The sequence below is a fragment of the Pseudomonas sp. A014 genome (assembly GCF_052378495.1).
In the GTDB taxonomy this organism is placed as follows: domain Bacteria; phylum Pseudomonadota; class Gammaproteobacteria; order Pseudomonadales; family Pseudomonadaceae; genus Aquipseudomonas; species Aquipseudomonas machongensis.
In genome coordinates, this window is sequence record NZ_CP199001.1 from 5,535,674 (window position 1) to 5,548,146 (window position 12,473).

At 64.5% G+C, this 12,473-nt stretch carries 7 protein-coding genes; 1 reads left to right on the plus strand and 6 read right to left on the minus strand.

Going from position 1 to position 12,473, the window contains the following annotated elements; translation table 11 throughout:
• Positions 1 to 245: 245 nt before the first annotated feature.
• Together dtd and pip are read right to left on the minus strand one after the other, a co-directional pair.
• Positions 246 to 683 carry a D-aminoacyl-tRNA deacylase gene (gene dtd, locus ACTYOL_RS25635; RefSeq protein WP_065863878.1) on the minus strand — a complete coding sequence of 146 codons (438 nt, stop codon included), beginning with the start codon at positions 681 to 683 and terminating at the stop codon, positions 246 to 248.
• Complete coding sequence (pip, locus tag ACTYOL_RS25640) at positions 680 to 1,651, minus strand: prolyl aminopeptidase (protein WP_054894800.1); 972 nt, start codon at positions 1,649 to 1,651, stop codon at positions 680 to 682. Before pip ends, dtd begins: the two co-directional genes overlap by 4 nt.
• Before the next feature lie 177 nt (positions 1,652 to 1,828).
• On the opposite strand from pip, the gene ACTYOL_RS25645 reads away from it, so the two are divergent.
• A complete protein-coding gene (locus tag ACTYOL_RS25645; RefSeq protein WP_444757288.1) occupies positions 1,829 to 7,330 on the plus strand; it encodes a dermonecrotic toxin domain-containing protein in 5,502 nt (1,833 codons plus the stop codon).
• Between the two features lie 56 nt (positions 7,331 to 7,386).
• Here the strand turns inward: ACTYOL_RS25645 and hutG are convergent, their stop codons facing one another.
• The 4 genes from hutG to hutH all read right to left on the minus strand — a co-directional run bounded on the left by hutG (position 7,387) and on the right by hutH (position 12,462).
• Entirely contained in the window at positions 7,387 to 8,190 is an 804-nt protein-coding gene (hutG, locus tag ACTYOL_RS25650) for an N-formylglutamate deformylase (protein WP_197893376.1), read from the minus strand.
• Positions 8,191 to 8,200: 10 nt separating this feature from the next.
• Complete coding sequence (gene hutI, locus ACTYOL_RS25655; RefSeq protein ID WP_112899353.1) at positions 8,201 to 9,406, minus strand: imidazolonepropionase; 1,206 nt, start codon at positions 9,404 to 9,406, stop codon at positions 8,201 to 8,203.
• Between the two features lie 15 nt (positions 9,407 to 9,421).
• Positions 9,422 to 10,825 carry an amino acid permease gene (locus tag ACTYOL_RS25660; protein ID WP_444757289.1) on the minus strand — a complete coding sequence of 468 codons (1,404 nt, stop codon included), beginning with the start codon at positions 10,823 to 10,825 and terminating at the stop codon, positions 9,422 to 9,424.
• 104 nt (positions 10,826 to 10,929) lie between these two features.
• Positions 10,930 to 12,462, minus strand: a complete 1,533-nt coding sequence (gene hutH / locus ACTYOL_RS25665; protein WP_444757290.1) for a histidine ammonia-lyase — start codon at positions 12,460 to 12,462, stop codon at positions 10,930 to 10,932.
• Positions 12,463 to 12,473: the final 11 nt, after the last annotated feature.

Consider the following 12,473-nt stretch of genomic DNA (forward strand, 5'->3'; position numbering starts at 1 on the left):
ACAGATCATGAAACCAACGGCCAGCGACCAATGCCGGGTTGGCGAGCACTGTTCGGACCCCGCAAGGGCGCAATGATTCCCCAAACGGATCCAGACAATGCTCGAGTCAGAGTGAAACGAACCTGCGAACGCAGGCTCACGCAGCGCGCGATTATCCAGCAGGCTGCGTTACAACGCATCAGGCTGGACAAACTATTTATCGTACAAAACCCCTTGTTTTCCTACAAACAAGGGGTTTTTGCGGCTCATATTTGTAACATAAATGTTACGGGGCCATCATTGACCAGGTGAACCTGCATATCTGCACCAAAACGGCCACTCTCGACGTTCGAGTGCTGAAGCTTAGCCTGCTGCAAAAGATAGTCGAAAAGCTCGGCCCCCAGTGCAGGCGGCGCCGCCGTCGAAAAACCCGGCCGCATGCCACTACGGGTGTCGGCGGCCAGGGTGAACTGCGACACCAGCAGCAGCCCGCCGCCGATGTCCTTGAGCGACAGGTTCATCTTGCCTTGCGGGTCGCTGAACACCCGGTAGTTCAGCAGCTTGTGCAAAAGCTTATCGGCATGTTCGCGGGTATCTTCAGGCTCGACCGCCACCAGCACCAGCAAACCCTGGTCTACGGCGCCGACGATCTCGCCCTCGACTTCGACCCGTGCTGCGCGTACACGCTGCAGCAGGCCCTTCATGCTTCTTCCAGGGGCAGGTCGAGCAGGCGACGCGCCATCTGGTCTGCCGCGCGTACCAAGGCATCGGTGATGCCTGGCTCGGACGCGGCGTGGCCAGCATCGCGGATCACCTTGAGTTCGCTGTTCGGCCAGGCCTGGTGTAGCTCCCAGGCGTTGTCCAGCGGGCAGATCACGTCATAGCGTCCATGCACGATCACCGCCGGCAGGTGGGCGATCTTCGGCAGATCGCGGATCAGCTGGTCCGGCTCGAGGAAGGCATTGTTCATGAAGTAGTGGCATTCGATACGGGCGATCGACAGCGCACGCTGAGGCTCGGAGAAGCGATCGACCACCAGCGGATTGGGACGCAGCGTGGCAGTACGGCCTTCCCAGGTCGACCAGGCCTTGGCGGCTTGCATCTGGGCGATCTGGTCGTGGCCGGTCAGGCGCTTGTGGAAAGCCTTGACCAGGTCGCCGCGCTCATCGGCCGGGATCGGCGCGATGTAGTCCTGCCAGTAGTCGGGGAACAGACGGCTGGCGCCCGCCTGATAGAACCATTCTATTTCCTGGGGACGGCACAGGAAGATCCCGCGCAAAATCAGGCCATGCACGCGCTCGGGGTGGGTCTGGGCGTAGGCCAGCGCCAGCGTCGAGCCCCAGGAGCCACCGAACAGTACCCATTTGTCGATGCCCAGGTGCTCGCGGATGCGCTCCAGGTCTTCGATCAGGTGCCAGGTGGTGTTGTTCTCCAGGCTCGCGTGTGGCGTGGAGCGCCCACAGCCGCGCTGGTCGAAGGTGATGATGCGGTAGAGGTTGGGGTCGAAGTAGCAACGACTCTGGGCGTCGCAGCCCGAGCCCGGACCTCCGTGGATGAACACCACCGGCAAACCTTCAGGCGAACCACTTTCATCGACATACAACACGTGCGGCGCTTCCACGGCCAGATCGTGCCGGGCGTAGGGTTTGATCTGCGGGTAGAGGGTCTGCATTGCGCACTCCGTGTGAGGATTGTTCGGCCGAGGGCCATCATAAACCTGAATTGCGCTTTGAGCATGTACCCGTGTGATGGGCCTGCCAGATCATTGCCCCACGGCCTCTATAAACTGTTATGTCAGCCTGGCCTGCGCGGCTCACTAGCATCGGCGATTTCCCCATGAGACACCGCCATGAAGCCTTCAGCCCCCCTCGCTCCCCACGCCTTGATCGAACACAAGATGCCGCCGTGGATGCACACAACCCCTGCCCATGCGCACACCATCATGCGCGAAACCCTCAAAACCCCGCCGACCTGGTTCGCGCAGGCCAACACTACCACCCGCGACCTTGCCCAGGCCTATACCGACTACCAGGCCCACAGCACCGAGCTCAATGCGCAACTGGGTGCGCTCCCGGCGCTGACAGCTTTCGCCACCCAGCACTTGCGCCAGGCGATTGAAAAGCGGTTCACGTTGTCCCTCGACGTGTCCACCCACTACCTGATCAATGCCAGCAAGGCAGAAGCCTACAAACTGCAGCTGGAAGGCGATCCCGTCGTCAATGGGCAGCGTGCGTTGAAACTGGCCACTCAATCGCTGCTGCACTGTGCGCTGCAGAATTTCGAGGAGGCCGAAGCCGAGCCCAATGGGTTAGATGGACAATGGCTCAGCGCAGCCGTTGTCGACAGCAACACTTTTACGTTCCTTACGCCGGACGGGAAGCAACTCTCCATCGTTCCCCACGAGTTCGCGGCCCTGAGCCGTGAGCTGGACATCGGCGGCCAGTACCAGACGCTGATCGGCGACGTGTTGAACTCCGCGGCGCCAGCGCTGCGCGCGACCGAACAGGCGGCCTTGCGCGTGGAGGTGCATAAAGCCTTACTCAGCCAAGCGATCGACGCCGAATTGCACTCGATACTGCTCGCCCTCGTCGAGGACAAGCCAGCCGAGTACCAGGGCAGCCCGGTGCGTTGCGCCGGGCTGGCCCTGTTCGGGGTGCCGTTGACCGGGGCCATGGTCATCGGCGCCGTCCCCTCTCCCGAGCAGCTACTGACCTACGATCCGCTGCTATTGCCGCACAAAGGCCTCCTCGTCACCTACCTGCCCGGCAGCGACACCCCCTTGCAGCAGCACCATTCGGTGCACGAGGCACAGGCCCACTTGCGCGAACAGCTGTGGATGATGCCGATCGATCAGCTCAAGCGCGCAGTGCCGGCGCGTGACAGCGCCACCTTCTTCGAAAAGCTGCGCGACTGCCTGCAACCGGTCGACTGGAGCACCGTACAACCTGGCCCCGACGGCCAAGACGGCCAGGTCGAGCGGGTCCGCGACCCAGACGCCTGGGTTCCGGTGACCCTGGAGCCCTTGCGCCAGCCGCTGCTCACCCATCAGGTCGAGCACAAGCAGCAGCGGCTCAAGGACGACGCGGCATTCCACGCGGTGCCCACCGCCGTCGAGGACGAAAAGACCGCCGAAAAGCGTCGAGCCTACTTCACCCAGCTGGCATTCGACGCGCTCAACATCAGCGCCTTCTTCATACCCGTGCTGGGCCAGGTGATGATGGGCGTGGCCGCTATCCAACTGAGCTACGAGGTGTTCGAGGGCCTGGACAGCTGGGCCAGCGGCGACCAGCAACAGGCCTTCGAGTACCTGATGGATGTGGTCGAGAACGTGGCGCTCACCGCCGCACTGGGGGCCGCCGGCGGCACAGGCGAGGTACCGGCGCTCGAGCGTATTCCGGTGGAAACGCCCTCGTTCATCGAGGAACTCACCCCCATCGAACTGCCCGATGGCCAGACCCGCCTGTGGGCGCCCGACCTGCGGCCGTTCGCGCACGACATTCTGCTGCCAGCCGACCTGCAGCCAGATGAATTCGGCCTGTACCATCATCAAGGCAAGACCTGGCTGGCGCTGGATGGCACCCACTATTCGCTGAGCCAGGCGACGCCTACTGGTGAATACCGGCTCGAACACCCGCACAACCCGCAGAGCTACCAACCGAGCCTGCGCCACAATGGTGCCGGTGCCTGGCTGCACGAACTGGACCAGCCGCTGACCTGGCAGGCGCTTACCCTCATGCGTCGCGCAAGCCCGCTGGCCGCCGCGTTCGACGATGCAACCATCACCCGCATTCTGGAGATCAGCGACACCCAGGAAGACGTGCTGCGCCGGATCATCGCCGATAACCAGCGGCTTCCCGCGCTGCTGGAAGACACCCTGGTGCGCTTCACGCTGGACCAGCAGATCAGCCAGACGCCCGCCTACGCCGAGCCACACATGGCCCAGGCAGAATTCGCCACGCGTTACAGCGCCTTGTCGAGCAGCGTGACGCCGTCCGCAGAGCTCATCCAGCAGCGCTACCCGCAACTGCCGAATGCCATCGTCGAGGAACTGCTGCGCCACGCCACGCCCGAGGAGCTGCAAAGCCTGGCACAAGCCAAGGTGCCCTACCGCCTGGCCCAGGAAATACGCCTCTATCAGCAACAGGTGCGCCTGGCGCGTGCCTACGAGGGACTATTCCTGGACTCGGTGCGCAATGCCGATAGCGAGCGGCTGGCGCTGTACACGCTGGAGCAGTTGTCCGACTGGCCAACCGGCACCCGCCTGACACTGGAGCAGTTGCCTGGCGGAACCTTCGAGATCGGCACCACCGACACGCAGGGCCAGACCCTCGTCAGCACCGCCTCAGGCTACCTTGCGGAATCGGCCACCTCCTTGTCCTCGCATACTTCGTTGTACAGCGCACTGCTCGAGGTGATACCCGCCGCCCTGCGCGAAACACTGGCGGGCGACGGTGCCGAACAGACCCTTGCCTTGCAACGCCTGATCCAGGCCAACCTCCTGCCACGCGCTACGTTCAGGCGCCTGCTGGGCATGCAACCGCTGAACCCAGGCTACCGCTCACCGATGCGCCTGGCCGACGGGCGCATCGGCTACCCACTGGGCGGTCGAGGTGCGGTTGGGGGTTCGTTCACCCGCCATACACTGCTGCGCATCATCCGCACCCTCGAACTGCCCGAACACCTCTCCCGCTCGGCCGAACAGATCCTGACCCGCCTTGAAACCAGCGGCATGAACCGTTCGGACATCCATAACCGCCTGCGCGAGCTGCAAGAACAGCGCACCGCCCTGCAGCGCTGGCTGGACGATTGGCGCACGGCGGTCCACCCCGACATCCTTGTCCCGCCACAAACGTTCTCCGAGCTTCAGGCACGCTTCATGAATCACTGGCACCGCAACGCATTGCCCGCCCTCGGAGACACCCAAGCCCCGCTGCACCTGGAGCGCATCGACCTCAGCAGCTTCCCTTCGGACCTGCCCGACTTCCTCAGGGCGACCATCACGCACGTGCAACTGACCGAGCCGTCATTTGGCAGTAGCGTGGGTTGGACCGCATACGAGCGGCACCTGAACAACCTGTTCCGACAGTTGCCAGGCGTGCGCTCACTCGAAATCAGCCGCCCCTACTCGCAAACCGCCGCCCCATCGCAAATGCTGTTCAGCGTTGGGTTGATGGCAATACACTTCCCCGAACTCGAATCGCTCAGCCTGCTGAACCAGAACCTGCAACTGTCCGAGAGCGACATCAACAGCCTCGCCGGCCTGCCTCGCCTGCGTCGCCTGGACTTCAGCGGCAACCGCCTTTCCGAACGCTACCGCCCGGATTTTCGCGAGCTCACGCTGGACTACCTTGGTCTCGACCGTATGACCCTCGACCACTGGCCGCAGGGTCTGGGCCTAGGGGCACTGGCGAACATCGGCGAACTTTCGCTACGCGACAACAACCTGCGGGTACTGCCTGGCATGCTGCTCAACAGCCACGCCGACGCACGCCCACACACCGTCATCACACTGGAAGGCAACCGCATCAGCGATGACCAATTGCTGCGCCTGCTGCTGGCCCAGGAAGCGTCGAGCCCCAACGTCACGGTCGATATCTCGCCCAGCCTGCGTACCCGTCTCGACCAGCACCTCCAGCAACGCCAGACGCTGCACGAGGCCATCGACCAGTGGGCCAACGCCTCCAGTTCGAGCGCACCGCCAAGCCAAGCCGCGACACTTGCCCGCCGCCGTATCGGCTCCGCGTTGAGCACCTTCTGGCAGAGCCAGGAACAAGGCCTGACCCAGACGACCTTGCGCTTGGAAGACATGGACCTGGGGCATTTCCCGCCACAGTTGCCGACCTTCTTCAACGAGCGGGTGCGCAACCTGTCCCTATCCCGAGCGAGTGGAAGCACAGAGCAGTTGGATGCGTTTCTCGCCCGACTCCCGAACGTCGAGAGCCTGAACCTGGTGGAATACATCGGCGCCACCCAGACCCTGCCCACGGCACTGCTCCGCCTGCCACGCCTGACCTATCTTTCGATGCGCGACATGAACCTGGAGGTGGACGACAGCATGCTTGCAACCCTCGCCCACTTGAGCAACCTGACAGTGCTGGACCTGGGCGGCAACCACATGGGCAACATCACCCAAGTGCCCGAAGCGCTACGCAACCTGCGCCGCCTCGACCTGAACAACATGGGCCTGCAGCAATGGCCGGCATGGATCGACAGCCTGCTGCCGATGGACATGCTGGATCTCAGTGAAAACCAGCTCACCGAACTTCCCGAATACATCCTCAGCAACATCGATAACGGTTTCCCGATCTCATCGATCGCATTGTTCGGCAACCCGTTGAGCATGGACACCATGACGCGCGCGCGCACCTCATCGGACAGCCAGCACAGCTATACCTTCGCCATGGACGTGCCCGAGGATCTGCTCTTGCTCACCTCTTCAGATGATGAAATGGCTGGCGGACACCTGCATAACCCGATGCTCTCTGCCGATAACGACCTGCCCAACGTCGACGACTGGTCGCTCGGCGCCCAGGCGCAGAACGAGGCCCTGAGAAGCGCCTGGGAAACCCTCGAAGAAAGCGGTGACGCTGCCAACCTGCTGGCGCTGGTCGGTCGGTTGCGCCAGGCTGCCCCCTATCGCAACGGCCAGACCCGCCAATCGTTCTGCGAGCGCGTGCGTCTGATGCTGGTCAAGGCCGCGGTCAATACCGAGGAGCGTCTGCTGTTCAACGCCGTGGCCGAAGAGGCCCTGGTGCAGCCCGACACCGGCAACCAGACCTGCCATGACGGCGCCCTGCTGGTGTTCCAGAACATCGAACTGCTGATCGACGGCCGGCGCTTGCTGACCGAGGCGGCAGAGTCGGAGCACACGCTCTACCGGGAGCTGCGTCGTCTCTTCCGCCTGCACCGGCTGGACGAGATCGCCCGGGACAAAGCCAGGGGGCGCGACGAGGCAGAGGTGCGCCTGGCCTATCGACGCGGGTTGAATGCGGAACTCAAGCTTGGCGTACCGGACGACAACATGCTGTACGAGGCTTTCGCCGATGTCAGCCGTAACGAGCTGGCGCTGGCCGTGGACCAGGTGCACCGCGAAGAACAGGGCGAGTCGTTCCTGAACTACGCCACCAGCAACGAAGAATGGATTCGCTACCTGCGCCACACCCACCAGGCGCGCTTCGAAGCGATCGAACAGCAGTACCAGGCGCAGGTACTGGCGTTGCCCGAGCAGTTCCCCGACAGCACCCTGGAGCAACTCGCGCCGGAGTTCGACAGCTTGAAGCATGAAAAGCAGGCAAAGGAAGCCCGCCTGATACAGGAGCTGACCCTCCAGGCCAACCCCGAGCGCGAATGACCCGCTGGCGACACCGCACTACCCCGGGCCGGCTTTGTCCCGGCCCGGGGTTGCCCTCACTTGCCGTAACGCCCCTTGCCCCATTCGAGCACGCTGGCGAGCAGGCGCCGCAGCACCTCCTGCGTGGGCCGCGCCAGATCCTCGCGGTAGGCGAACGGCTCAACCTCTTCCATGTAGGTGCTCTGCGCCAGTTCCAACTGCACCGCGTGGACGTGGTTGGCCGGGTCGCCGTAGTGACGGGTGATATGCCCGCCCTTGAAACGCCCGTTGAGTACATGGCTGTAGGCAGGTGCGTCGGCGCACACCGCCTTGAGCCGCTCGGCCAGCGCCGGGTCGCAGCTCGCGCCGTTGAAGGTACCGAGATTGAAGTCCGGCAGCTTGCCCTCGAACAGGTGCGGAATCAGCGAACGGATCGAGTGGGCGTCCCACAGCAGCACGTAACCGAACTCGGCCCGCAGGCGATCCAGCTCCTGGCGGAGAGTGCCGTGGTACGGGCGCCAGATCTTCTCCAGGTAGGTGGCACGCTCGTCGGCCGACGGCACCTGCCCTTCCTTGAACAACGGCTCTCCGTCGAACAGCGTCGCAGGGTACAGCCCGGTGGTGGCGCCGACGTACAACGGCTTGTCGTCGTCCGGGCGGTTCAGGTCGATGACGAAGCGCGAGTACTCGGCCGCCACCACGCTGGCCCCCAGCTCACGGGCAAAGTCGTACAGCTGCGGAATATGCCAGTCGGTGTCCGGCAGGCTCCTGGCCTCGTCCACCAGCCCGGCTTCGACCGCCGGGGTCAACTTGAGACCGGCGTGGGGCATGCTGATCAGCAGCGGCAGGCGACCTTGATGAAAACTCAATACCTTGTCCATGACGCCTCGCTCAGTGGGAAATTTCGTGGCCCAGGCGCACCACGCGCTTGGGCAGGTCGCCACCCAGCCAGTAGGCCAGGTCGGCAGGACGATCGATCTGCCAGGCGACGAAGTCAGCGACCTTGCCAGCCTCCAGCGAACCATGGCTGTCGCCCAGGCCCAGGGCCGTGGCGGCGTGCACGGTGACACCGGCCAAGGCCTCTTCCGGGGTCATGCGGAACAGGGTGCAGCCCATGTTCAGCATCAGGCGCAGCGAAAGCACCGGCGAGGTGCCGGGGTTGAGGTCGCTGGACAGGGCGATCTTCACGCCATGCCGACGCAGGGCGTCCATCGGCGGCAACTGGGTTTCACGCAGGAAATAGAACGCCCCCGGCAGCAGCACGGCGACGGTGCCCGCCTGGGCCATGGCGATGGCATCTTCCTCGGTCATGAATTCCAGGTGATCGGCCGACAGCGCCTGGTAGCGTGCCGCGAGGCTCGAACCATGCAGCGACGACAACTGCTCGGCGTGCAGCTTGACCGGCAACCCCAGTTCACGCGCCTTGATGAACACCCGCTCGACCTGCGCCGGCGAGAACGCCAGGTGTTCGCAGAACGCATCCACCGCATCCACCAGCCCTTCGGCGGCCAGGGCCGGGAGCATCTCGTCGCAGATATGGGTGATGTAGTCATCGGCCCGCCCGGCGTACTCCGGCGGCAATGCGTGAGCGGCAAGGCAGGTGGCGCGCACGGTCACTGGCAGCTCTTCGGCGATGCGCCGGGCAACGCGCAGCATCTTGCGCTCATTGGCCAGGTCAAGGCCGTAGCCGGACTTGATCTCCAGTGTGGTAACGCCATCGCGCAGCAACGCCTGAACACGCTGACGGGCGCTGGCCAGCAGTGCGTCCTCACTGGCCGCACGCGTGGCACGCACGGTGCTGGCGATGCCACCGCCCTGGGCGGCGATCTCGGCATAGCTGACGCCCTGCAGGCGCTGTTCGAACTCACCACTGCGGTTGCCGCCGAACACTGTGTGGGTATGGCAGTCGATCAAGCCAGGAGTGACCCAGGCGCCACCCAGGTCGACCACACGCTCGGCATCGACGCCCGGCAGTTCGGCCTTGGGGCCGATCCATTCGATCAGCCCGGCATTGGTGACGATCGCCGCGTCCTCGATGATCGAGTAGCTGCCGTTGGCCATGGTGGCAACGTGGCAGTGCTGCCAAAGGGTTCTCATAAAGCTCTCCACAAGTCAGCGGTGCAGTTCGGCCTGCTCCCGGGCGACCTGCCCCTGCCCCGAGCGCGGCTTGCACCACAGCAGGTAGGACAGCACCAGGAACACCACCCACGCCACGCCCACCAGCAGCGCCGCCTGAGTGTTCGGGAAGTAGCCGAGCACACCGAAAATGAACAACATGAACACAATCGCCAGCGCCGGGCCCCAGGGCCAGAACGGCACCGGGAACTCCAGCGCGGCCGCTTGCTCGCGGCTCATGCGCCGGCGCATGGCCACCTGGGTGACCAGAATCATCAGCCACACCCACACGGTGGCGAAGGTGGCGATCGAGGCGATCAGCAGGAAGACGTCTTCCGGAATCAGGTAGTTGAGCAGCACCCCCAGCAGCAGCGCAGCGCCCATCACCAGCACCGTCAGCCACGGCACGCCGTGCCGGGACAACTGTGCGAACCCTCGCGGCGCCTGGCCTTGCTCGGCCAGGCCGTACATCATGCGACCCGCACCGAAGATGTCGCTGTTGATCGCCGAGACCGCCGCGGAAATCACCACCACGTTCAGCACCGCAGCGGCCGAGCCGATGCCCAGGTTGCTGAAGATCTGCACGAAGGGGCTGCCCTGGGTGCCGATCTGTGGCCAGGGGTACAGGCACATCAGCACGAACAGCGTCAGCACGTAGAACAGCAGGATGCGCAGCGGCACGGCGTTGATCGCCTTGGGGATGACGCGCTTGGGATCCTGCGCCTCACCGGCGGTAATACCAATGATCTCGATACCGCCGAAGGCGAACATCACCACCGCGAACGAGGCGGTCAGGCCACCGATACCATTGGGCAGGAAGCCGCCATGCTCGAACAGGTTGGCGACCCCGACACCGGTTTCGGCACCGGCCTGGCCCAGACCGAACGCCATGATGCCGAAGCCGGCCACGATCATCGCAACGATGGCGCCGACCTTGAGCAGCGACAGCCAGAACTCCATCTCGCCGAACACCTTGACGTTGCACAGGTTCAGCCCGCCGATCAGGAACACGATGCCCAGTACCCAGATCCAGCGCGGCACCTCGGGGAACCAGAAGCCCATGTAGATCCCGAACGCGGTGACGTCGGCGATGCACACGATGATCATCTCGAAGGCATAGGTCCAGCCGAGCACGAACCCGGCCATTGGCCCGAGATAGGTGCTGGCGTACTGCCCGAAAGAACCGGCCACGGGGTTGTGCACCGCCATTTCACCGAGGGCGCGCATGACCATGAACACCGCCGCGCCGCCGATCAGGTAGGCCAGCAGCACCGCTGGCCCGGCCATCTGGATCGCCGACGCCGAGCCGTAGAACAGGCCGGTGCCGATGGCCGATCCCAAGGCCATGAATCGAATGTGTCGGGCTGTCAGCCCGCGTTTGAGTCCTTGTGCTGGTTGCATGGTTCGTCCTTATTGTTGTTCTCAAGAGCCTCATCGCGGGGCCAGCCCGCTCCTGCAGGTTCGACTGCGGGAGCGGGTTCGCCCCGCGAAGGCATGGACACCGATCACAGGCTCGGCAGCACTCCAGCCGGCAACAAGCCGGTCAGGCGCCCGTCGGCCAGCAGCTCCACAGCCACCTCGATATCCGGCGCGAAGAAGCGGTCACGGTCATAGTGCGGCACCTCGCGGCGCAGGGTCTGGCGCGCCTGCTCCAGCTTCGCCGAGGTCTTCAGGCCCTCACGCAGGTCCAGGCCCTGGCAAGCGCCCAGCCATTCGATGGCCAGCACGCCACGGGTGTTCTCGGCCATCTCCCACAGGCGCTTGCCCGCGGCCGGGGCCATCGACACGTGGTCTTCCTGGTTGGCCGAGGTCGGCAGGCTGTCGACGCTGTGCGGGTGCGACAGCGCCTTGTTCTCGCTGGCCAGCGCAGCGGCGGTGACCTGGGCGATCATGAAGCCGGAGTTGACCCCGCCGTTTTCCACCAGGAACGGCGGCAACTGCGACATGTGCTTGTCCATCATCAGCGAGATGCGTCGCTCGCTCAGCGAGCCGATCTCGGCAATGGCCAGGGCGATGTTGTCAGCCGCCATGGCGACCGGTTCTGCGTGGAAGTTGCCGCCCGAGATCACTTCGTCCTCGGCGGCGAACACCAGCGGGTTGTCAGAGACGGCGTTGGATTCCACGGCCAGCACTTCGGCAGCCTGGCGCAGTTGGGTCAGGCAGGCGCCCATGACCTGCGGTTGGCAGCGCAGCGAGTACGGGTCCTGGACCTTGCCGCAATTCTTGTGCGATTGCGAAACCTCGCTGGAGTCGCCCAGCAGGTCGCGGTAGCAGGCAGCGGCGTCGATCTGGCCACGTTGGCCGCGCACTTCATGGACACGGGCGTCGAACGGCGAGCGCGAGCCCAGTGCCGCTTCCACGGTCAGCGCACCACAGGCAATGGCCCCGGCGAAGAGGTCTTCGGCCTGGAACAGGCCACGCAGCGCATAGGCGGTGGACGCCTGGGTGCCGTTGAGCAGGGCCAGGCCTTCCTTGGCAGCCAGGGTCAGCGGCTCGAGGCCGGCCACCGCGAGGGCTTCGTTGGCATTCAGCCATTGTCCCTGGTAACGTGCCTTGCCCTCGCCCAGCAATACCAGCGACATGTGCGCCAGCGGCGCGAGGTCGCCAGAGGCGCCAACCGAGCCCTTCAGCGGAATGTGCGGATAGACCTCGGCGTTGACCAGGCGGATCAGCGCATCGATGACCTTGCGGCGGATGCCGGAGAAACCACGGCTGAGGCTGTTGATCTTCAGCACCATGATCAGGCGCACCAGCGCATCGTCCAGCGGCGCGCCGATCCCGGCAGCGTGGGACAGCACCAGCGAGCGCTGGAGGTTTTCCAGGTCGTGGCTGGCGATGCGGGTCGAGGCCAGCAGGCCGAAACCGGTGTTGATGCCGTAGGCCGTGCGGTCTTCGGCAAGAATGCGCTCGACGCAGGCAACGCTGGCGTCGATGGCGGCACCCGCGTCGGCATCCAGGCTCAGGCGCACCGGCGCCTGGTGGATGCGGCGCAACTGGGCCAGGGTCAACTGGCCGGGGGTCAGGGTCAAAGCTTCCATGTTCATGCTCC

Bases quoted from the DNA above. Each gene is read 5' to 3' on its own strand.
- hutG (WP_197893376.1), bottom strand. From the start codon at position 8,190: ATGGACAAGGTATTGAGTTTTCATCAAGGTCGCCTGCCGCTGCTGATC.
- ACTYOL_RS25660 (WP_444757289.1), bottom strand. From the start codon at position 10,825: ATGCAACCAGCACAAGGACTCAAACGCGGGCTGACAGCCCGACACATT.
- hutH (WP_444757290.1), bottom strand. From the start codon at position 12,462: ATGGAAGCTTTGACCCTGACCCCCGGCCAGTTGACCCTGGCCCAGTTG.
- ACTYOL_RS25645 (WP_444757288.1), top strand. From the start codon at position 1,829: ATGAAGCCTTCAGCCCCCCTCGCTCCCCACGCCTTGATCGAACACAAG.
- hutI (WP_112899353.1), bottom strand. From the start codon at position 9,406: ATGAGAACCCTTTGGCAGCACTGCCACGTTGCCACCATGGCCAACGGC.
- pip (WP_054894800.1), bottom strand. From the start codon at position 1,651: ATGCAGACCCTCTACCCGCAGATCAAACCCTACGCCCGGCACGATCTG.
- dtd (WP_065863878.1), bottom strand. From the start codon at position 683: ATGAAGGGCCTGCTGCAGCGTGTACGCGCAGCACGGGTCGAAGTCGAG.